The organism is Stieleria varia (assembly GCF_038443385.1).
Taxonomy (GTDB): Bacteria; Planctomycetota; Planctomycetia; order Pirellulales; family Pirellulaceae; genus Stieleria; species Stieleria varia.
In genome coordinates this window covers 4,685,993-4,707,596 of sequence record NZ_CP151726.1, presented here as the reverse complement: position 1 = coordinate 4,707,596, position 21,604 = coordinate 4,685,993, and the positions used below count along the sequence as shown (strand labels likewise).

Sequence of the window (21,604 nt, the reverse complement as noted above, 5' to 3'; positions counted from 1 at the left end):
GCTTGATCGGCGCAATCAGACCGTTATCCTACGCAAGTCTGTGCCGCCCACGTTGGCCGGTGTTTGTTGGATTTTATCGGAGGGAGTTTTGCATCAATGAGGTATTTCCGTTTGCTGGCTTGCGCGTCCATCGTGGTCGCGATGACAAGTCACTCCAATTTCACGCAGGCCGGTGGATCCTCTGGCGGTTACGGCAGTAGCGGTGGCTACGGCAGTAGCGGCGGGATCGTCGGTGGCAGCAGCGGTGGCAGCAGTGGCGGGGGATTGTTCGCCGCTCATCGCGCCCGCCGTGCAGCGATGAGCAGCGGCTCATCCGGCGGCAGCCTGGGCTCCTCGGGCGGTTACGTCGCATCCTACGCCAGCAGTGGCGGTTCCAGTGGAGGATCATCCGGCGGTCACGTCGGGCCTCTGCGTCGCTTGGCTGCCAAGATTCGTGCCCACCATGCATCGCATGGATCGTCGGGAGGATCATCCGGTGGCAGCAGTGGCGGTTCATCTGGTGGCTACGCAGTTCGCTACGTTTCCGCGCCAAGTTACTCCGCCAGCAGTGGCGGTGGCATCAGCTACTCGGCGCCAGTCAGTTACGCTGCACCTGCCGTGTATGCTCCCAGTGGCAGCAGCGGTGGTTCACTCAGCCATAGCTACTCAGCACCATTGGCCAGCTACTCGGCACCTGTCATCAGCAATTCCGTTTCGTTGGCCGATTCGTCCAACGTCTATGAATCGTCGGTGATCGAGTCGTCATATCCGTCCTACGCATCGGTGAGCGATGAAGTATCGGATTCAATCTCGGCCGAAACGGAAGCCGCTGTTGCAGAAGCAGATCGTTATGAGTCATCCAAACCTGTGTTGGACGATGACGCTGCTCTGTTGACGGTTGCGGTTCCCAGCGAAAACGCGTTGGTCACCGTGAATGGTCACGAAACCACCAGCGACGGAATCGTTCGTCAATTCATGTCACGTGGATTGAAAGACGGTTACCTGTACACGTACGTGGTCAAGATCGAGTACCAACTGGACGGTAAAGATCTGACCGATGAACGCGAAGTCAAACTGCGTCCCGGTGATACCGAGCGAATCGTCTTCGAACCACCAGCCAACGCCGACCCTGTCGGTGAAGATCTGACGTCGAGCACGACTGCCGATGAACCTGTCATCACGGTCGTCAAGATTCACGTTCCCGCCGACGCGAAAGTCAACTTGGCCGGAAACGATACCAGCGGCCACGGTGCCGTCCGAACGTTCCGCACGACTCAGCTCAAGAGCGGTGAAGAGTGGACCGATTACACCGTTCGTGTAACGGCAGAGGTCAACGGTCAGACGATCAGCCGTGAGCAGACGATCAATGTCGCTGCTGGCAGTGAAAATGAGCTGAAGTTTGATTTTGACGATTCGGCGATCGCCAAGAACTAGCGTTCTCAAATCGACTATGTGGGACCCATTGTCCCATCACGCACACCGCTTGCTCGGGAATACCCAGGCAAGCGGTTTTTTTACGCGCCCGCCGGCCCGATTCCGGACTGTACATCGCGACGCATCCAGTTACCGTAATATGCTAGTGATTCAAACTGCTTAGCGACGCGAAAATGCCATCCAAACGTCCCCGAAAACCCTCAACGCCCAAGGTTCATCCGGCTGAAAACCAGAGGCCAACAAACGCGTCAGGAAACGACCTCGCCACTGAAATTTCAGCAGCCGGCAAGTGGGCCAAACGAGCCGTTACGTTCTTCGTGATCTTTCATCTGATGGCCATGTTTTTGCCGCCGTTGGCATTCCAGGCGGCCGGCGCACTGGGGCCATCCCCGTTTGTCGACACGTTGCTGCAACCGTTCCGTCGTTACGGCGAAATGTTGTATCTGAATCGCGGCTACGCGTTCTTTGCGCCTGACCCAGGACCAAGCCATTTGATCCAAGCAAGAGTCACGGACAGTTCCGGCGTGGTTTCGGAAACACTCTCTCCCGATCGAAAGACTCAGTGGCCTCGGCTGTTGTACCACCGACACTTTATGCTGTCGGAGTTCCTCAACGAAGTCTATCAGCCCCCAGGACCACCGGCGGAACTGTACGAAATCGATCGCTTGGGTGCGGAGATGTGGGCCCAGTCGCGTTTGCGTTATGAACATGTGCGACAGTCATATGTCGAACATCTGGAAAACAAACACGATGGAAAGGAAGTCGCAATCCGACGCATCGAGCATGTGATTCCTGGTCACGTCGAATTTGCGAACGCTCCGATCTCGATCAGCGATCCCAGGCTGTACATCATCATGCAGGACCAACAGATCGCAGACGAACTACTGGAGCCCGTGGGTCCGGCCGAATTGATCCCCGCGCCGCCGGTGGCAGGAAACAACGGCGCCGCTGCACCAACGACAGACACACCAACGACAGACACACCAACGACAGACACACCAACGACAGACACATCCACGACAGACACATCCGCGGAGGGCGAGCCTGCTGCGGCAACCGAGCCTGCTGTGGCAACGCAGCCTGAAGGGGTGATCGAGTCGACCAACGCGACTGATTCGACCAATGGAGACGCTCAGTGATCAACGCGTCTGCACTGATAGAATGGCCCAAGAGCTTCGCCCGACTGTGGGCGACGATTTGGGAACGATTTTGGTTCACACCGACTTTGCCCGACACCCTGTGCGTCTTGCGGATCGTGACGGGGGCCATGCTCTTGTATGCGCACCTCGTTTTGGCAACTGACCTGCTCTCATTCGTGGGTACAGAAGCATGGATCAATAATGAGACTGCCCGGCAGTTACACGACGGTGCATTCGGACTCAATGACTGGGGACGTTCGTACTTGTGGCGGATCTCATCGCCCGGCGTGCTGTGGGTTCATCATGGTGTGACAATCATCGTGACGTTTCTGTTCATGATCGGATGTTTGACCCGAATCACCGCGCCAGCCGCTTGGTTCTTGCAATTGATGTACATCCATCGGTTGACGGGCGCTCTGTTCGGTCTCGATCAAATCGTGACCTACAGCGTCATGTACATGATGCTGACACCCTGTGGCAGCCGGTTTTCCGTCGATGCATGGCTGAGAGAGCGTTTCAGAACTCACGACGGATCGAGCAGGCTGCGTCAGTGGATTTTTCCTCAGTGGAAACCAAGCATCTCTGCGACGGTGGGAACCCGCTTGATGCAAATCCACCTTTGCATCATCTATTTGTTTGGCGGATTAGCCAAAGCACGAGGTGACTTGTGGTGGGACGGAACCGCAGTCTGGTATGCCGTGGCCAACTTTGAATACCAATCCATGGACATGACTTGGCTAGCCAAGTACCCATCGATCGTTTCGTTTCTCACCAACATCACGTTGTTCTGGGAGATCTTTTACATCGCCCTCGTCTGGCCTCGCGCCACCCGACCGTTCGTCCTGGCGATGGCAATTGCGGTCCACGGTGGCATTGCCTTATTCCTCGGGATGGCGACATTTGGCGTGATGATGATCGCCGCCAATTGCATCTTCGTCCCGCCAGAATGGATTGCCGGTCGCGCTCGTGGCCTGCTTCCCGAGGAAAGCGAACAGTTCGCTCAATGGAACGATGAGTCGGTTGCCGGTTCGTCATCAGATCCAGCGACAGATACCGAGACGACCCGAAAGACACCTACCGTTGGGGAGCTTCGTCGAGCCTACGCAAAGCTCAAGCGACGAAAGGCACGCTACACGGAGGCATCCGCGAAGCTGAAGCGTCGGTCGGCACGGCTAAAGGAACGTGAAGAAGAGTACAAGAGCCGCGTCAGACGATTGCGAAAGCGCGAGGAACGAATCAAGAGCATCGTTGAGAAGCGTCGAGATCGCAAAGCAAGCGAGAGTGAGCTGACCCGCGAGCTCGACAAAGAACTCAAGAAGGATCTCGATGCGGATGCTGGTCAAAGCGACATCCACATCAATTGATCCGCATGCACTAGGCGCGGATTATTCATGCGGATGATTGATTTTAGCGCAAACAGATTCTTGACATTGAGTTGTGACATCGTTGGGAAATGCAGATTGTTTTTCATAACCCGGGCTAGTGCATCGTCCAGTCTTAGAACGTGGGTTCGGTAGATGAGCCGTTTTGGCGTTAGCCACGGTTTTGGTGACACAACCGTGGCTATCGCCAAAACGGCTAACACCAAAATCGCGACCGCACGATGCACTAGGCTTCTTCGTCGCCGCCGAGAACGATCGAGAAGACGTTTTCGCAGATGGACGCATCGTCACAAAGCAGTTTGGGATACCCGAGATCCGCCAACGCGTGCGCACCTGGATTGCTGGTGATGTCGTAATCTCCGGCTTCCTCGAATCGCTGAAAATGGTTGGCCATGTGGTCGGCAGTGGCCACCAACGAGATCAGTTTTCCAAACGGATGGTCGTCATGCGGTTGGTGATGGTGTTCGATCGCGGCAACCAAGTCGTCAGGCAACCCCTGTTTCTTGGCGAACCACGCGCCAAAGGAACAGTGGTCTGCTCCCAGTATCATTCGTTCTTGACTCAACTGCTGGTCTTCATCGCAGAATGACAAGTCGTCGGCGTCGGCGGCATCTTCTGGGGCCGCGATTGCCAACAGCATCCGGCCCAAGTCATGCAGCAACCCAGCCGTGATCTCCTCGCCCTCAAATCCCAATCTCAGTTTGGTGTTCAAGTAGGTGCAGGTCATCGCCGTTCGATAGCTATGCTGCCACAACACTTTGCGAACCCACTCGTGTTGGACAGGCATCCGTTTCATCAAGCTCGATGCGCTGCAGGACAGCACGAGGTTTCTACACTGCCTCAACCCCAAACGCACCACCGCCAGTCGCAGACTGGAAACCTTGGAACCGCGTGTCCGATAGATGGGACTGTTCGCCAACAACAGTATTTCTGATGCAAGTGCCATGTCCTTGGCGACTAAGTTGGCGAACTGCTCCACGGTACAATCCGGATCGCGTGCAAGCTTCAGTGCTTCCATCGCAATAGCGGGCAGCATGGTGAGTTCGGTGGCACGATTTGCGATCGCGCGTTGCAGAATTCGGGGAACAGTGCTGGATTGAACTATCATCGGAATCTCGAGGTTATACGTGAGCCGTAGCCGGTGCGTCGGAGAAACCTTCCTGATGATTCTGCCCCATGCGGATTTCAACTGGGCGAAAACCCCCAGATGAGGGAAAGACGCCATCGGATTAGCCTGGGCAACTCAAAGTTCGGTGTTGTGTCTTTTTGGGTTTGCGCAAGTTTATGTCCCTACTGCCGGCGCAGCTGGTGGCCCCAGTGAGCCTCAGGCGCTAGCCGTGGGCCGGCACCACAATCCGCCTCAGGCCCACGGCTAGCGCCTGAGGCTCACTTTGATTGCGATGCATGGAACGAAAACATGGATTGAAAAAACAATTTCAACCCCAAACTTTGAGCAGTCCATCGGATTAGCCTGGGCAGCTCAAAGTTCGGTGTTGTGTCTTTTTGGGTTTGCGCAAGTTTATGTCCCTACTGCCGGCGCAGCTGGTGGCCCCAGTGAGCCTCAGGCGCTAGCCGTGGGCCGGCACCACAATCCGCCTCGGGCCCACGGCTAGCGCCTGAGGCTCACTTTGATTGCGATGCATGGAACGAAAACATGGATTGAAAAAACAATTTCAACCCCAAACTTTGAGCAGTCCATCGGATTAGCCTGGACAGCTCAAAGTTCGGTGTTGTGTCTTTTTGGGTTTGCGCAAGTTTATGTCCCTACTGCCGGCGCAGCTGGTGGCCCCAGTGAGCCTCAGGCGCTAGCCGTGGGCCGGCACCACAATCCGCCTCGGGCCCACGGCTAGCGCCTGAGGCTCACTTTGATTGCGATGCATGGAACGAAAACATGGATTGAAAAAACAATTTCAACCCCAAACTTTGAGCAGTCCATCGGATTAGCCTGGGCAGCTCAAAGTTCAGTGTTGTGTCTTTTTGGGTTTGCGCAAGTTTATGCCCCTACTGCCGGCGCAGCTGGTGGCCCCAGTGAGCCTCAGGCGCTAGCCGTGGGCCGCCACCACAATCCGCCTCGGGCCCACGGCTAGCGCCTGAGGCTCACTTTGATTGCGATGCATGGAACGAAAACATGGATTGAAAAAACAATTTCAACCCCAAACTTTGAGCAGTCCATCGGATTAGCCTGGGCAGCTCAAAGTTCAGTGTTGTGTCTTTTTGGGTTTGCGCAAGTTTATGCCCCTACTGCCGGCGCAGCTGGTGGCCCCAGTGAGCCTCAGGCGCTAGCCGTGGGCCGCCACCACAATCCGCCTCAGGCCCACGGCTAGCGCCTGAGGCTCACTTTGATTGCGATGCATGGAACGAAAACATGGACTGAAAAAAACAATGTCAACCCCAAACTTTGAGCAGTCCATCGGATTAGCCTGGACAGCTCAAAGTTCGGTGTTGTGTCTTTTTGGGTTTGCGCAAGTTTATGTCCCTACTGCCGGCGCAGCTGGTGGCCCCAGTGAGCCTCAGGCGCTAGCCGTGGGCCGGCACCACAATCCGCCTCGGGCCCACGGCTAGCGCCTGAGGCTCACTTTGATTGCGATGCATGGAACGAAAACATGGATTGAAAAAACAATGTCAACCCCAAACTTTGAGCAGTCCATCGGATTAGCCTGGGCAGCTCAAAGTTCGGTGTTGTGTCTTTTTGGGTTTGCGCAAGTTTATGTCCCTACTGCCGGCGCAGCTGGTGGCCCCAGTGAGCCTCAGGCGCTAGCCGTGGGCCGGCACCACAATCCGCCTCGGGCCCACGGCTAGCGCCTGAGGCTCACTTTGATTGCGATGCATGGAACGAAAACATGGATTGAAAAAACAATTTCAACCCCAAACTTTGAGCAGTCCATCGGATTAGCCTGGGCAGCTCAAAGTTCGGTGTTGTGTCTTTTTGGGTTTGCGCAAGTTTATGTCCCTACTGCCGGCGCAGCTGGTGACCCCAGTGAGCCTCAGGCGCTAGCCGTGGGCCGGCACCACAATCCGCCTCAGGCCCACGGCTAGCGCCTGAGGCTCACTTTGATTGCGATGCATGGAACGAAAACATGGACTGAAAAAAACAATGTCAACCCCAAACTTTGAGCAGTCCATCGAATTAGCCTGGGACACTTCTGCTCTTGCAATGGCTCAGCATATCTCAAGGGAATCGCTGATTTCGCGAGCGAGGGGAATTCTGGCGAATCCCATTACACGTCTTCTTGGACGCCGTCTTGCTGGTAGCGAACTTGGTAGAGATCGGTGCGGCGGTCGTTCCAATTTTGCACCGTGCCTTGCTCGCGATGCCGACGCAACAGTTCCAGGTCGACATCGTGGATGATCACGGTCTCCACGTTCGGGTTTGCCTCTGCAGCGATGCCATCTCTGGCAAACATCACATCCAGAGGCGTGAAGATTGCGGTCTGAGCGTAGTGAATGTCGGCGTTCTCCACGAAAGGCAGATTGCCAGTGCAACCAGCGATCGCAACAAAAACGTGGTTTTCAACACAACGAGCTTGAGCGCAGGTTCGCACTCTCTGATAGCCGTGTCGGGTATCGGTATTGAAGGGGACAAAGACAATACGGGCACCTTTGGCGGTCGCGATCCGCGTCATCTCAGGGAACTCGCTGTCATAGCAAATCTGAATGGAGATCGGACCGCAATCGGTGTCAAAGACTTCGATCTTGTCACCGCCTGATACTCCCCACCATTTCCGCTCGCTCGGCGTGATATGAATCTTGTATTGCTTTTCGATGCTGCCGTCACGTCGAAACAAAAACGACACGTTGTACAACACGTCGTCTTCGACCACGAACTGCGAACCACCGATGATGTTGCAGTCAAATGAAATCGCCATATCGGAAAACAGTTCCAGATACTGTGGCGTGAACTCCGCGAGCGACCTCGCTGCGCTACCCGGTCGTTGGCTGGGCATGCAGGAGAGTAATTGTGTGGTGAACAACTCGGGGAACAACAGAAAATCGCATTTGTAGTCGCCTGCGACGTCGACAAAGTACCTCGCTTGCTTGGCAAACTCATCAAAGTTTGTAACGGTTCGCATCTGGTACTGGACAGCGCCGATTCGAACCGGCTGAACGCTTCGACGAAATCTGCGTTTTCCTTTCAGTCGAACATCGAGATTCGTCCATTCCAAGAAAGTCGCATAGCCACCACTCTGAGTGTCCGACGGCAGATAGTCGGGGATCAGACCTTGGAGCGAAAAACCGTTGGCGAGCTGCGCAGTCAAGACGGGATCATAAAGTGACTTGTTGATCACACGTTCCACATACTCGCGAGCGGACATCTCGTCTGCATGCCGGTGGTACCCTGGAATCCGACCGCCCACGATCATCCGCGTCACGTTCTTGGTCCGACAAAGTTCTTTGCGAGCGTCATATAACCGGCGAGACAATCGCATACCGCGGTACTCGGGGCTGACCATCATCTCGATCCCGTAGAGCGTATCGCCCTTGGGAGCATGATTCCGGATGTACCCATTGTCGGCGGTCTTTTGCCAGTTGTGCCATTCCAAATCATCATCGTAGTTCAGCAACAAACTGGATGATGATGCGGCGATCTCACCATCAATTTCGATCACCAACTGGCCTTCGGGGAAGATCTCCAACTGGCTTTCGATCTGAGCCCGTCCCCACGGCTGCATGCCTTCAAAGCAGTTCTTTTGCAACTGAACGACTGCATCGAAATCATCCAGTGTCATCTTGCGGACGACGAGCTTTGATTCAAAGTCGCTCAAGTCGATCGTGCTTTGACCATCCATACGATTCTGATCTACTTCTTGATAGTGAGTGAAGGGAAAGTGAAATCATTGAGCCCAACATATTGGTAATGCGGCCTCCGTCGATTCGCCGCTACGAGCCAACCGGCACATTGCTCAAATGACAGAGCAGCCGCAGCATGGAATCAAAGCTGTCCACCGATGCGGTCTCCGCCGCCGTGTGATACGAAGACGTCGGCAGTTGCAAAGTCGTTCCGGAAACTTGGCCGCCAGTGGCATTGATCAATCGGCCCAGTTCTGTTCGTCCAAGGGAAAGCGGCTTCTCACGCGTGGCATTGAGCGCGCGGATGTACTCGTCTTTGAAGCAATACGAGATGCCAAGTCGATCGGCTCCGTCGCGGACAAACTTCGTCGTGTCTTTACAGAACTCACCCTGCGCGTCGCGCCATCGCAAGACCACCTGTTGAGCCCCAGCGGCTTCGACGGGAAAGGGACTGGTGTCCAATACTAGGACCTGATTGGTTGAAATGTCAAACCTCTGAAACCACTCGGCCAAGTATCGCCAGCTCCTGCCGGCTTCCTCGCCCGCTGCGAACAAAGCCGTCCCCTGGAATCCCAAACGGAACAAGTGGATGATCAAGGCGACGCAAACCACGTTGTCGAGCTGTGCCGAAAGATTCCCGTCCTCCAGTTTCAAGCGGTCCAGGAAAGAGACAGGTGTGCCGGGCTGCAAGAAGCCCAGTCCGTCCAGTTCAAAGATCAAGTTGCGGCGACGAGGACAGACATAGGACTGGTTGATTTTTCCCTGTCCCAAATAGGTCCCTGTGTAGGGTGAGTGCGCCTGGACACGTTGCCCATGAAATCGATTGGCAATCTGCTCCATGAACTGTTCGGAAATGCTGTCGCCGTCGAGCTCTCCCCGGTTTCCGGCAATGAAGGCGGCATACTGAAACTCATTGGGGCCAGTGCACAGCAAGCCGTTGCGGTCCAGATGTGCCGACAAATAGATGCTGTCCGGCTTGTTTCCCTGAGCAACCAGCAATCCGTGATAACGCTTGACCGAGATCGGATACTCCTCCAACTCACGTCTCAGAACGCGAAAGAACGCGTCCTCGGCACCGACGACGGATGGTTCTCGAATCAACGAACGTAGCAAGTGGATCGCCTCGCTGGTGAGAAGGCCTTTTTCCATGCGTTTTTGTTCGTCTTTCGTTTAAGGGTTAACGCGAAGTATGAGACTCAGTGGTGTTTCGGTCCAGTGGCGTATCCGAGACAATCAGCATGATTCGTACACCGCCCGCTTGGTGCGGCGTTTGCTCTTACTGAATTACGATTTGTATCCTGGTCAGATTGCCAGACTTTGCAATGCTGATCAACATTGGCGTATTCTTCGTACTCAACGCTCATTGTTTTCACGTCAGCTCCGACGGCAAATGCACTCACTCCAACAACACGTTGATTGATGCCTTCCAACACCACAAACCAACCAAGAGAGTCCAACGCCAAGCTGAGGTGTGGCTCCAAATTGGGAAAGTACCGATTGGATCGGCGGATCGGCAGCGGCGGCTTTGCGTCGGTGTACGCCGCTACCGACACGGTGCTGGGGATCAAAGTTGCCTTAAAGATTCCGATGGAACACTTGGTTTCCCAAGACCTGTTGGACGAGTTTCGGCGAGAAGCGAGAATGACGGTCAAGCTGGAACATCCGAATATTCTGCCCATTCGGGACGCAACGTTCATTGATGGACACTTTGTCATCGTGGCTCCCCTGGGGGAGACGACCCTGGACGAACGGCTGAAAAAGCGACTTGGGTTTGACCGAGCAATCGACATCTTCGAACAATTGCTCAGTGGGGTGGCCCACGCCCACCAGCAGGGCATCATTCACTGCGACATCAAACCTGAGAACGTGCTACTGTTCAAGGATGGTGCCGTCCGCCTAGCGGATTTCGGCATCGCCAAGGCTGCCAGCACAACCATCACGGGGTCGGGAACCGGCACAATCGGATACATGGCTCCAGAGCAAGCGATGGGAAAACCATCGGCACGCTCGGATGTGTTTTCGTTGGGACTGATCGCGTATCGATTGTTCTCCGGCTGTTGGCCCGAGTATCCGTTTGATTGGCCGATGGGCGGCTACAGTCGCTTGCGTCGAACGGCACACCCGGACTTGATCGCCGTGATCCGGAAATCCCTCGTTATCAACGCCCGCGGGCGATTCAAGGACGCCGCCCAAATGCTCAGTGAGTTCGAGAAAGTCCGGCTAAAAGCCATTCGGTACGCGAAACGAAATCGCGGATAAAAGGTCTCACTCATGCCTTCCATCAAATCAACCGTGATCAAGCACTTCATCGAAAGCGACATGCAGTCGCCAGAAGTCCTGTCGCTTGCCGGCGGCAACGTGGTTGCCTTGTGCCGTCGGTGCCCAGGACGTATCGAACCCAATGACGACAGCGCGGGCGTGGTTGAGACCGAAAATGGTGCCATCGTTCTGATCGTCGCCGATGGCGTGGGCGGCGGACCGATGGGACACAAAGCGTCGTCGATCGCCGTTCAGTCGGTCTCCGAAAGCGTTTTGGATAGCAAGCTGACGGACCTGCGCCCCGCCATCCTCGACGGCATCGAATCTGCCAATCGCGAAATCCTCGATCTCGGCGTCGGAGCGGCAACCACCATTGCCGTGGTTGAAATTCAAGAACACGGCGTCCGTGGCTATCAAGTCGGTGATTCCCAAACGGTCATCTTCGGCCAACGAGGTGCGATCAAATGGAAATCAACGCCACACTCCCCCGTGGGTTACGCGGTCGAGTCCGGACTGCTGAGCGAAAGCGACGCGATGAGACACGAGGAACGGCACATCGTTTCGAATCTGGTCGGTTCCCGTGAAATGCACATCGAAATCGGACCGGTTCACCGAATGTCTCAACGCGACACCGTGATTGTTGGCACCGATGGACTGTTCGATAATCTGCACTTTGACGAAATCATCGCTTTGGGCAGATCCGGAAAACCAGTCGACCGCGTCGCCAAACTCGCCAAACTCGCTACGTCACGCATGAGCCAAGTCGTCGAAGGTCAGCCGGGAAAACCAGATGACCTGACCTTTCTGGTCTACAATCGCCGCTGAAAATCACTTACCCAGCGTCGGCAACACTCGCCAGAAAGGATGATGCGATCCGATCGCACCATCTGACTCGCGTCCGTTCACTCAGCTTTGCAATGCGATTGTTCAGCTCCAATTCGATGCCCGCGTAACACGCATCGCCATACTCTTGACGCAACACCGTTGTGAAACCGTCGTCGGTTCCCAAATAAGGCTCGTTGAATCGAACCCGAAAACCATTGCTCGATTTGCCGCTCGATACACTGCTCAGCTCACTCAGCACACGTGCGCAAATCTTAGCTTCGAACGCCCGCGCTGGATCAAACAAAATCCCGATGTCGAGCCGACGCTGTGTGCCGCGAAATCGTGGCGTGAATGTATGGACTGAAATGTGCAGCACGCGATACCCATCGTCCACACTCCTTTGAATCGATTCCCTGACGCCGTTTCGATAGGGATGATAGTGCTCGTCCAAGATCGCCTGCCTTGTCTGCACCGTTGCCGCGTTGACGAACTTTGAAAACAGATTCGGCGTCTCCTGTGACCGGTTCAGATCCACCAGCAGACGCGAAACGGTGCTAAAAAGCAGAGGAACATTCAAACGCTTAGAGACCGCAACTGCAACTTCCAACGCACCTGGGTCATACCCTCGATGACTGGCCAAGTGCTGACGCGCTTCGCCGCTGTCAAAAAGGCCTTGATACGCGGTCGGGATCTCATTTCCACCGTGCTCGCAAGTCAAGACAAACCGAATCGGTCGCGTTGACAAAGCGTCCGTGCCAAATTCCTTTGTCTGCAGAGAATGCGTCATCGTTAGGCAGGCTCAAACGAGCCCCATTGCCGCAAACATTCACCGACCCTGCCGTAAACCCGATGCAAATCGTGCGAATCAAAACTCGGCCCCAACGCTCGCATGATGCGACTGGCAAGCGATCCCTGTGAAAGGATCACTTGCAATGGTCTAGAGTGATCACTCAACTCAGCGGCGACGCCATCGGTTTCACTCAGTAAACGCTGCCAGAATTCAGATGCCGCCATGCTCGACTCGTCGAAACCGAAATGATTCAACAGCACAGCAGAATCGATTTCCGCTCTTTCAGCGTCCATTGTCGTCGCATCGAGTATTCGCCGAAGTTCACCAGCAGGCATCTCACGCTGTGAGGAATGACTTGTCCATGTTTCGTCAACGAGCCGACGCAACACAGCAACGACGGCCGCTGAGATGGCGACGTCGGCAGCGGGATATTCCTGAACATCCATCACGCGTATCTCGATACTTCCTCGATCAAACCGTGCGATCGCTCCCCGGGCATTGAGAAAATCGGTTTGCATCAATCGATCCGAGTCATGAGGCTCAATGGCCGCTGCGATGGGTCCAAAGATCTCACTTCGATAGCTGGCTTCGTCGTAGATCGCCTCGGGAATCACGTCACCGGTCATCACGGGGACGACGCTGCAATGGTCAGCATAAGACTTCATTCGGCAGTCCATGAAGCCGCCAAATGCGCCATCGACCACCGGCGAACTTGCGGCGAGAGCCGGCAGCAGCGGCAGAATCAGTCGTATGGCGGCGTGCAATCTGGCAAACTGCTCTGCTCCATCAAACGGCAGGTTCAGATGCACGCTTTGAACATTCCCCCATCCGTGTGAGCGACAGTTAAAGATTCGATCGTAAACACGATAGATCTCTGTGCCTTCATGCGGCCACAGTTCGGTTTCTTTCTCAGGGTTCATCCACGGATGCGCTGCGGTGGGCAGCAGCATCAAGTGCATCGGCTCCAGCACGTGATCCAAATCGTTGATTGCAGTGCGGAACAACTGTGGCAAAGTCGCAAGATCAGGTTCTGGCATCGTGGTCTTGAGTTCGATCACGTGCGCCGCCAGTTCGTTGGACCATGTGATCGGTCCTCGCTCGACATCGCTCGTCGGTGTTCCCGCCATAGCACACAGCACCTCATCGGCCACCGAACGAACGTCCAATGTCTGCCGATCCACGATCATGTATTCCAGTTCAACGCCGAATGCGTCAAACAACCCAAGTGGATTACGCGACATTGGTCACTCCCAACAGATGGGAAACAAGATTCCGCTCAATCGATTTCATCGGTGATTCACCACTTGCTTACTTGCCTCGATCCGTCTGACAAACGATTCCATGATGATTCGGTACAACTTGTCTTTCAGCACATCATCTTCGACGCCCGAATCAAGGTTCGGGTTGTCGTTGACTTCGATGATAAAGAACTTGCCATCCACTTCTTTGACGTCGACCCCGTAAAAGCCGTTGCCGATCAAGCCGGCGGCTTTAACAGCGGCGGAAACCGCTTTGGCTGGCGCAAGCTCCACGGGCAACGTGTCGCATCGGCCGAATTGCGGTTTGACACCGGCGTCGGAGTGCTTTGCGATCTGCCAATGCCCTTTCGCCATGTGATACTTGCACGCAAAGAGTGCTTCGCCGTCCAGGATTCCGATCCGCCAGTCAAAGTCCGTGAGCATGTATTCTTGCGCGATGATCAGCTCCGAATCGTCAAAGAACTCATCCAGCCGAAGCTTCAGCTCGGCGGCATCGTTGGCTTTGACGACACCTTTGGAAAAAGCGCTGTCGGGGCGTTTCAGAACGCAGGGAAAGCTGAGTTCGTCGGCGACTTTGTCGGCATTCCAGCGGTGCACGACGATGGTCTTGGGGATCGGAACCTTGGCTCGCTGGAGCAACTCTGCGAGGTAAACCTTGTTGGTGCAACGAAGGATCGAGAGCGGGTCATCAATGACGACCATCCCTGCGGCTTCGGCACGTCGTGCGAGTCGGTAGGTGTGGTGTGCAACGGCGGTGGTCTCTCGAATGAACAGGGCATCAAATTCGAGCAATCGTCCCGCCTGATGCCGCGTGATCAACTCCGCCGCGATCCCCGCGTTCGCCGCCGCCTTGATCATCTTTTTGATCGCCACGTCGTTTGACGGAGCAAGCTCGCCTTCGTCGGGATTGTGCAAAATCGCCATGTCGTACCGCATGGCTTGCCGTTTCACGCGGGCCAAGCTTCGACGAGCAAAGTGATTGCTGGCGGCATTGGCAACGAACTCGCGGTGCGTCTCGGGAACACCGTTGAGTGCGATTGCAGAAGCGGAGCGGAGCCGCCACTTGCTGCGTCGCGTGAACTTGAAACGCAGCAATGGTGCCTGAAAGATTCCGTATAATTCTTTGCACAGCCGGTCATACTTTTCGGCAACGTTCTGTCCGAAATAAACACTGAGCACAAACTCGTCTTTTGTGATGGAACGCAGCGACTTTTGGATCAACTCCTCCAATGCCGGAGGAATGAGCCGAATTGCGGACGTGCCACGCAAGTCCTGGATGGTCATCACATCGGGAATCGGTCGTTGTCCACGTGCTTCCGCCAAGAGCGACACGTAGTATCCCATCGATTGATAAGAATACGATCGACAAAGATTGTAAATCCGCGTTCCACGCTTGAGCGTCCAGTCCGCTGTGGACATGAACTCGCTCGGCGTGATCGTCTGGACTCCGTCAAATCGTCCCAACCAGTCGTCGCCGGGTTCGGCAACAATGACAATGTTCATGCAGAGGCGCTATTCGCGCTATCCGTTTTGCTAAAGGCGTGGAACCAGCGTAAGTAGATTGGCATCGAACGTAACGATGCCCAACATGATGGCAGAAACAACGCGACTGAGCGATGCTTCGTACTTGTTCGATTTAGTACCGGCATGCGGCAAGGGGTCAGCAATCAATACCTTTTTCGTTTTTGGGTCGTATCCGTGCAAGACCACAAAGTGGCCCGTCGGGTCACCTCCGACGTCGTCAGGGATGCTGGTACGACCGGCGACGTCCATCGGTTGCCATCGTTCGCGAGACTCGCGATACAGGTAGGTCGCACTGAGCCCGCACAGGATCGGAACATCCTGCGTCAAGGATGCGACGATCAACGACTCATTGAGTGGACACATCTGAATTCGACCGCCCAACGACAAAAACTGCAAGTAGAAATCTGTTGCCGTTTGCAATCTCAACTGATCGACGTCTGGTCGCGAGCGTTTGATCTGCAATTGACAACGTAATTTCTCTGAAAGATGTGTGTTGTCCCCGATGCCGTCATCCGTGCCAAACCAAGTGGGATCAAAAACCTGCAGGTTGTACGTGGTGATCACCGCGTCAAAGCCGCTCTTGAGTCCGTGACAGCCCAACTGAACCGCCAACGTTCCCCCATGAGTGAGTTGGCCGATTTCATCAATCAAGCTCGATACGGTGATCGACGTCGATTCATCCCAATAGCGGTACACGGCCGCCAAACAGGTGGGGCCACAACTCGAATCGTTAGGCTGAGATTCGATCTCGAACTCAAGCGCGTGCTTCATCACTGGCCTCCTTTACGGCAGGCCTCTTGGTGTTTCGAAACGACGATAGGATCGGTACGTCAAAGATAGCGGAGGTCGGGCGAATACCCAGCACACGTATCGCAAACTGATGGACAGGCGCCGGCCTGAGTTTCGTCCGGAAAAGCAATCCAATTGCAAATAGTCGCCCCAAACTCGATACCCCAAACAACCAATAGTAAGCCTGTTGATTCGAGCCGAGCCATCCCAACAGGAACGCACCCAACGACGCGCCGGCAAACATCGCGACCGTATTTCCAAAATTGTAATAGGTCAGCATCTTAGTGCGTTTGCCCGCCGGAAGTGTCTCGAAAAACAACAAAAAGAACCCAAGTTCGTACGCCGCCCAGGCGACACCACTGCAAGCTTGAACCATCGCCAACCAGATCATGTTGCTCGACAAGATCCACAAGGACGACAGGGGGATCAACCCGATCGCGCCGATCCACAACAACGTGGACGCACCATAGCCACTCGCGATCGCCGTCCATCGCGACATCGCAATGATGCGAGACATGAATCCCACCGACATCAGGAACACGTACTGAAAATAGCTGAGTTCCAAAGACTTGAGCATGTACGGCGCAAAAAAGGGACCACTGATCTGAACACAGGCTTGCACGACAATCAGGTAGACGAGCAATCGCCGTCCGGTGCGAGTGACAGAACCCGAGTGGTTGGTTTGCCCACGACCCGTCGCGCGCCTCGCGAGTCGGGGATCGGTGCGGTGCCGCGCGAGACAAACGGTTGAAATGATTCGAAAGATCCCAGCCAAGACAAACAGTATCGCAAAACCCTGCAACACCCAATCGCCCGTCTGGGCAAAATGCAATAACAGCCCACTGCCAATCAAGGCTGTGAATGTGGACGCTTGCTGCAAGCGGCTTCGTCGGGAAAAGTACTTCGGACGAACCGCGGTGGGCACGATCGAGTCCATCCAAGTGTTCCACGCCGGGCCACTTGCCAAACCGGACGCCCAATAAAGAGACGCGATCGCGAGCAAGATCGGCATGGTCACTCCGCCAGAGGCCGCCACCAGTATCAACGGAATGAACGCGGCAGCTTGTATGCCGGCGCACAGCACCACCCAGCTCTGCTCACTGCGAAAATACTTCATCAGGTGCAATGACAGCAACTGCATCAGGCCACCGGAAATGATCGGCAGGCTGGCAACCAATCCAGCCGATGCTTCACTCATTCCGACCGCGAGCGCGAACGCAGGGAAATAGGTTTCCCCCATTCCGACCATCGCCCCAAAACTTGATGCATCCCCCATGCTGTAGAGCAGGTTGTGGCGCACGTCGCTTCGGTTTGCCTTGGATCGATCACCGCTCCACTGCCCCCCGGTCTCCGCTGGCGCGATTTCAGTCATCGTAGTCGTCGTGACCGTCTCGTCTTCCTCGACCGTGGTGTTTGTCTTTGCTGGCTTTGGGGACAGTGACCACCGGATCGTTACCACGTCGATCGACGACTTCGCAGTCTTCCGGCAGTAATAAATCTTCGACCAGCATCACGCCGCCGCTGGCCACGTCATCCGCGTCTAACTCCAGCTCTTCGGGCATGAAGTCCTCTGGGCCAGCGATCCAAACGCGTTTGATGTGCTGCTGCAGCTTTTTCGGTCGCTTGACCGCCGAACTGAAGGTGATCTTGATCGGCAGCTCTCGTTGAACAAAACTCATGACAAATCCGCGTCACGCGGCCTGTAGAATTCGTGCCCCAAACCCGATGCTCGGGAGGGTGTATCGGACACAATACTAATCGCTCTCCCGGGGATTGCTCTCAACCGATCAACAATGCTTTGTGAGACATCCCCGAAGTTTCAATCGGCGCGGATTCTAGGGTTCGCCCCGCCACCTTGCCTAGACCGCTTTTTTTAACTCCGCGTCCTGCGGGTCGGATTCGCGGGGTGGGATTCGCGAAAATCTCGTTCGTCTATTCGAACGACTGAGCCTCATCCGGTCCCGGCGTCGCATAGGCTGGATCCTTGGCACGGATATAGATATCACCGTCCGCCTGGACTTTGACATCCAGGGGGACGATCGTCACGCCCTGTTCGTTGATGGTTTGAGCGTTTGCACCCAGATCGACTTTCTCGATCCCCTCTGACGATACAGGAGGGACATTGGCGTTGAAGAAAGCGGTGCACCACCATTTACCGTCCTTATCCTGGAAAGGCGTGCCGTGTCCGAGAAACCGACCGGCGAACCGCCGCGGACCGTACGGCCCGGTAATCGCGTCCGCGACGCAGTAATACAGGTTGTACGAGCCCTTGCGTCCTTGATCGGTCGACCAAGCCGTTCCGAGGTGGACGTACTTTCCGCCCACTTTGATCATGGTCGCCCCCTCGTGCCCGATGCGGCTGATGGGTTCGCCGTCCGGCCCGGGACGAGTGCCGGCGGGATCAATCCGCACCGGCTCCGCCGTATAATCCGTCAAGTCTTTGTTTAGCGGAGCAATCATCGTGTTCTGCCACAACAGATAGACGGTTCCGTCATCATCGGTGAACAAAGACGGGTCATGTCGATCACCCAGTCGATCCGCCATCGGATGGCTCCAGGGGCCGCTCAAATCCTTGCCTTTGCTCAATGCCAAACTGGCAAGATTCTTGGGGCAATGAACCAACGCCCATCGATCTCCCATCCAGTGCACCTCCGGTGCCCAGATCAGTTTCTTCTTGGGCTTCTTGTTCGCGTTCCGGACGTGATAGGTGTCCTTGAGTTCAAAAACCGACCCAAGTGACTCCCAGTTGACCAGATCCTTGCTCTTGTCAACACGAACTTGCCCGCCCACGATGCTCTCGTCTCCCAGGCCGATGTTGTAGGGATCCTGTTGTTCAAGCGGGTCACCTTCGTTGGGCTGGGTTCCAGTCAAATAGTAGAATCCATCCGGGCCGAGGGTGATGTAGGGATCTCGGATCCAACCGGACTTGATGAACAAAGCGCGATCATGGCTGACCAGACCTGCTCGAATCGTATCCGCATCCATCACCGGCCCTGGTTTTCGATCGTTTTTTTCCTGGATGAACGCTGACGCGGGAAACTCGTCCGCCCGTTTCGGCTTGGCCTTGGAAAAAAGCCGCTCGTGCAACTTGGCCAAATCCTCCGCGGGAATCTTGATGACTTTGCGATCATAGGTCATCAAGCCGTTGATCTCACCTTCGACATCCGTCGTCTGCGTGTAAACACCCGCGGCGATTCCTTTGCCCCTCAACTCGTTGAGCAGGTCCAGTGAGGTCAGGTAGCGTTGCTTGTACTCAGCTTCATTCTCGGGCAACCCACCGTACCCCCAGTTGCGTCGATCGGCATCCCACAGGTGCCCTGCGACGGGGTAGCCGTGGCCGCCGAACTCGCCCATCACTTTGATGTAATCATCAAAGCGTCCGTCGGGTCCTTGGTGAAACGGGAAATCAGGGTTCGGATAGGAATGAGCGTCCACGATGTCGCCGACCGGCCAGAAATTCCCACCGCTGGCAATGTTGACCAAACGCGACGGATCACGTTTGACCGTCCACTGCCCGACCTCGATCGTCTTGTGCTGCCCCCACGCCTCGTTGTACGGCGTCCACACAACGATCGATGGATGGTTCTCAAGACTATCGATCATCTCTTCGAATTCGAACATGAACTGTTCGTGTTGAGCCGCCGGCCACTGAGCATCCGCATCCTTCGGCTCTGGATCCAATCGGGTCCATTTGGGATTCGGCCCCCCGCTCACTTGATCCTGCCAAACCAGCATCCCCAGCCGGTCACAGTGATAGTAGTAGCGACGAGGCTCGACCTTGATGTGCTTGCGGATCATGTTGAAACCGGCTTTCTTGAGCCACTCGATGTCGAACAACATGGCTTCATCTGACGGCGGAGTCAGCAAGCCGTCAGGCCACCAGCCTTGATCCAACGGCCCCCAATGAAAAATCGGTTCTCCGTTGAGAGTGAAACGCCAGTGTCCATCGGCATCGCGTGTCTTGCCGACGCTTCGCAAGCCTGCGTAGGAGACAACGCTGTCAACCACTTGGTTTCCGCCGTCTCGCAGCTGGATCTCGATGTCATACAAATGAGGCGAATCGGGCGACCAAAGTTTGCGGCTTTCCGGTGCGATCACGGCGGTGGCACCGTCGGCGACGCTACCCGTCGCACGAGAAACAACCTTTGCCCCGTCTCGAACGATCACGTCCAGCCCATGGCCCCCGGTATCACCCTCGACCTCTGCCTGCACCACGATCTCCCCGGTCTCCGGACGCGTGGTGAACTTGAGGTCGCTGATGTGAGTCTTGGGAACTTCCTCCAACCAAACCGTTTGCCAGATTCCAGACACTTGCGTGTACCAAATGCCGCGTGCGTTGAGCGTTTGCTTTCCTCGTAGCTGGTACGCTTCGGTTTCATCCTCCACCCGAACGACCAGCTCATTCTCGCCGGACCGCAACGCTGCGGTCACATCGAAGGAAAACGGCGTGTTGCCGCCCTGATGAGTCCCGACCGACTTGCCATTGACCCAGACCTCGCATCGATAATCGACGGCTTCGAAATTCAACGCAACCGCGTTGCCGTCCTTGACGTCGGCCGTGAACGTTCGGTGGTACCAAAGGGCTTCCGTGGAATCGAGCAATCGCTGAACTCCACCCAACTTGGACTCCAAGCAGTACGGAACCAAAATCTTGCCTTGCCATTGCGCGGGCATCTGCGTTTGTTCGACGGGAGTGATGGCGTAGTCCCAGTTGCCGTTAAGATTGGTCCACCAATCCCGTTTGAGTTGTGGTCTGGGATACTCCGTCCAAGCGTTCTCCGCCGTTACATCGGCTCCCCATTGGGTGATCAATTCGGATTGAAACGGCGTCGTGCTACGTTTCGGCTCAGGCAACTCAGGCACGTTATCGGCGTCGATGACGTGAACGTCGATGAACTGACCGCCACCGGTTTGGTTGCAATGGACGGCGAGGACATTGTTGCCCAGGCGAAGTGCATCTCGTTTGTCGTTTGGGATCTCGATCACTTGGTAGTCGGTGCTGTATCCCTTCAGCGTGGCAATGGGCACACCATTGAGAAAAACTTCGGCACTCTCGTCGTGATGAATCAACAACGCTGGCTTCGCAGGCAACGCGTCCACTTGAAACGACTTACGCAGCCAAATATTGTTCGTGGCCCACACCGTGCCCACGCGAGAATTCGGCGTTTCGCGTGTACCAAAACCGCCCGAGGCTTCTTTCCAACCGTCGGTTTTGAAATCCACCTGCCGCCAGTTTCCTTCGGGACGCCGCAAGGTGTACTGCCAAGTGTCAACTATCTCTTGAGCAGCAACAACATTGGCATGAGAGGACAGGAAAAGAAATGCGACTGCTACGTAGGCGGTCAACGCGAGCCGACCGATGCGTAGGAGCTGGCTACCGTTTGTTGGGATCATGGTCATCGATCGAGCCATCAGATTCTGTATCGTGTTGAGGGG

General features: G+C 55.5%; 15 protein-coding genes. 5 read left to right on the top strand and 10 right to left on the bottom strand.

The annotated features are described in order from the left end of the window. The first annotated feature begins 141 nt into the window (after positions 1-141). The 3 genes from Pla52nx_RS15870 (at position 142) to Pla52nx_RS15860 (ending at position 3,916) form a co-directional block, all read left to right on the top strand. The gene (locus Pla52nx_RS15870; protein WP_231742485.1) at positions 142-1,413 is read left to right on the top strand and encodes a TIGR03000 domain-containing protein; all 1,272 of its coding nucleotides are present in this window, start codon (positions 142-144) and stop codon (positions 1,411-1,413) included. A gap of 338 nt (positions 1,414-1,751) precedes the next feature. Next, the gene (locus Pla52nx_RS15865; RefSeq protein WP_342190418.1) at positions 1,752-2,552 is read left to right on the top strand and encodes a hypothetical protein; all 801 of its coding nucleotides are present in this window, start codon (positions 1,752-1,754) and stop codon (positions 2,550-2,552) included. Further along, positions 2,549-3,916, top strand: coding sequence for an HTTM domain-containing protein (locus tag Pla52nx_RS15860; protein WP_231742480.1), 1,368 nt, complete (start codon positions 2,549-2,551; stop codon positions 3,914-3,916). Before Pla52nx_RS15865 ends, Pla52nx_RS15860 begins: the two co-directional genes overlap by 4 nt. A 244-nt stretch (positions 3,917-4,160) precedes the next feature. On the opposite strand, the gene Pla52nx_RS15855 is transcribed toward Pla52nx_RS15860, so the two are convergent. From Pla52nx_RS15855 to Pla52nx_RS15845, 3 genes are all read right to left on the bottom strand, one after another. Then, positions 4,161-5,042, bottom strand: coding sequence for an HDOD domain-containing protein (locus Pla52nx_RS15855; RefSeq protein WP_197454979.1), 882 nt, complete (start codon positions 5,040-5,042; stop codon positions 4,161-4,163). 2,110 nt (positions 5,043-7,152) lie between these two features. After that, the gene (locus tag Pla52nx_RS15850) at positions 7,153-8,721 is read right to left on the bottom strand and encodes a bifunctional GNAT family N-acetyltransferase/carbon-nitrogen hydrolase family protein (RefSeq protein ID WP_146522790.1); all 1,569 of its coding nucleotides are present in this window, start codon (positions 8,719-8,721) and stop codon (positions 7,153-7,155) included. A 91-nt stretch (positions 8,722-8,812) separates the two neighbouring features. Next, positions 8,813-9,871: a peptidase M42 gene (locus Pla52nx_RS15845; RefSeq protein ID WP_146522789.1), complete on the bottom strand. Its 1,059-nt coding sequence runs from the start codon at positions 9,869-9,871 to the stop codon at positions 8,813-8,815. Between the two features lie 270 nt (positions 9,872-10,141). Here Pla52nx_RS15845 and Pla52nx_RS15840 point away from each other — a divergent pair, with 270 nt between their 5' ends. Together Pla52nx_RS15840 and Pla52nx_RS15835 are read left to right on the top strand one after the other, a co-directional pair. Then, positions 10,142-10,981, top strand: coding sequence for a serine/threonine-protein kinase (locus Pla52nx_RS15840; protein ID WP_146522788.1), 840 nt, complete (start codon positions 10,142-10,144; stop codon positions 10,979-10,981). Between the two features lie 12 nt (positions 10,982-10,993). Continuing rightward, a complete protein-coding gene (locus tag Pla52nx_RS15835) occupies positions 10,994-11,806 on the top strand; it encodes a PP2C family protein-serine/threonine phosphatase (RefSeq protein WP_146522787.1) in 813 nt (270 codons plus the stop codon). Between the two features lie 7 nt (positions 11,807-11,813). On the opposite strand, the gene Pla52nx_RS15830 is transcribed toward Pla52nx_RS15835, so the two are convergent. The 7 genes from Pla52nx_RS15830 to Pla52nx_RS15800 all read right to left on the bottom strand — a co-directional run bounded on the left by Pla52nx_RS15830 (position 11,814) and on the right by Pla52nx_RS15800 (position 21,580). Continuing rightward, a complete protein-coding gene (locus Pla52nx_RS15830; protein WP_146522786.1) occupies positions 11,814-12,593 on the bottom strand; it encodes an N-formylglutamate amidohydrolase in 780 nt (259 codons plus the stop codon). Positions 12,594-12,595: 2 nt separating this feature from the next. Then, on the bottom strand, positions 12,596-13,837 hold the full coding sequence (locus Pla52nx_RS15825) for a glutamate-cysteine ligase family protein (protein ID WP_146522785.1): 1,242 nt from the start codon (positions 13,835-13,837) through the stop codon (positions 12,596-12,598). A 45-nt stretch (positions 13,838-13,882) separates the two neighbouring features. After that, positions 13,883-15,358, bottom strand: a complete 1,476-nt coding sequence (locus tag Pla52nx_RS15820; protein ID WP_146522784.1) for a RimK family protein — start codon at positions 15,356-15,358, stop codon at positions 13,883-13,885. Between the two features lie 30 nt (positions 15,359-15,388). Beyond that, positions 15,389-16,150 (bottom strand): hypothetical protein, encoded by a 762-nt coding sequence (locus tag Pla52nx_RS15815; RefSeq protein WP_146522783.1) that lies wholly within the window; start codon positions 16,148-16,150, stop codon positions 15,389-15,391. Further along, the gene (locus Pla52nx_RS15810; RefSeq protein ID WP_146522782.1) at positions 16,134-17,540 is read right to left on the bottom strand and encodes an MFS transporter; all 1,407 of its coding nucleotides are present in this window, start codon (positions 17,538-17,540) and stop codon (positions 16,134-16,136) included. The genes Pla52nx_RS15815 and Pla52nx_RS15810 overlap by 17 nt, the downstream gene beginning before the upstream one ends. Then, the gene (locus Pla52nx_RS15805) at positions 17,533-17,847 is read right to left on the bottom strand and encodes a hypothetical protein (protein WP_146522781.1); all 315 of its coding nucleotides are present in this window, start codon (positions 17,845-17,847) and stop codon (positions 17,533-17,535) included. The genes Pla52nx_RS15810 and Pla52nx_RS15805 overlap by 8 nt, the downstream gene beginning before the upstream one ends. A gap of 253 nt (positions 17,848-18,100) precedes the next feature. Next, positions 18,101-21,580 (bottom strand): family 43 glycosylhydrolase, encoded by a 3,480-nt coding sequence (locus tag Pla52nx_RS15800; RefSeq protein WP_315855014.1) that lies wholly within the window; start codon positions 21,578-21,580, stop codon positions 18,101-18,103. Between the last annotated feature and the right edge of the window lie 24 nt (positions 21,581-21,604).

Excerpts from the sequence above, each read along its gene's own strand:
- Pla52nx_RS15800 (WP_315855014.1), bottom strand. The coding sequence starts at position 21,580 with ATGGCTCGATCGATGACCATGATCCCAACAAACGGTAGCCAGCTCCTA.
- Pla52nx_RS15870 (WP_231742485.1), top strand. The coding sequence starts at position 142 with ATGACAAGTCACTCCAATTTCACGCAGGCCGGTGGATCCTCTGGCGGT.
- Pla52nx_RS15865 (WP_342190418.1), top strand. The coding sequence starts at position 1,752 with ATGTTTTTGCCGCCGTTGGCATTCCAGGCGGCCGGCGCACTGGGGCCA.
- Pla52nx_RS15850 (WP_146522790.1), bottom strand. The coding sequence starts at position 8,721 with ATGGATGGTCAAAGCACGATCGACTTGAGCGACTTTGAATCAAAGCTC.
- Pla52nx_RS15815 (WP_146522783.1), bottom strand. The coding sequence starts at position 16,150 with ATGAAGCACGCGCTTGAGTTCGAGATCGAATCTCAGCCTAACGATTCG.
- Pla52nx_RS15840 (WP_146522788.1), top strand. The coding sequence starts at position 10,142 with ATGCCTTCCAACACCACAAACCAACCAAGAGAGTCCAACGCCAAGCTG.
- Pla52nx_RS15825 (WP_146522785.1), bottom strand. The coding sequence starts at position 13,837 with ATGTCGCGTAATCCACTTGGGTTGTTTGACGCATTCGGCGTTGAACTG.
- Pla52nx_RS15835 (WP_146522787.1), top strand. The coding sequence starts at position 10,994 with ATGCCTTCCATCAAATCAACCGTGATCAAGCACTTCATCGAAAGCGAC.
- Pla52nx_RS15830 (WP_146522786.1), bottom strand. The coding sequence starts at position 12,593 with ATGACGCATTCTCTGCAGACAAAGGAATTTGGCACGGACGCTTTGTCA.
- Pla52nx_RS15805 (WP_146522781.1), bottom strand. The coding sequence starts at position 17,847 with ATGAGTTTTGTTCAACGAGAGCTGCCGATCAAGATCACCTTCAGTTCG.
- Pla52nx_RS15845 (WP_146522789.1), bottom strand. The coding sequence starts at position 9,871 with ATGGAAAAAGGCCTTCTCACCAGCGAGGCGATCCACTTGCTACGTTCG.
- Pla52nx_RS15855 (WP_197454979.1), bottom strand. The coding sequence starts at position 5,042 with ATGATAGTTCAATCCAGCACTGTTCCCCGAATTCTGCAACGCGCGATC.
- Pla52nx_RS15810 (WP_146522782.1), bottom strand. The coding sequence starts at position 17,540 with ATGACTGAAATCGCGCCAGCGGAGACCGGGGGGCAGTGGAGCGGTGAT.
- Pla52nx_RS15820 (WP_146522784.1), bottom strand. The coding sequence starts at position 15,358 with ATGAACATTGTCATTGTTGCCGAACCCGGCGACGACTGGTTGGGACGA.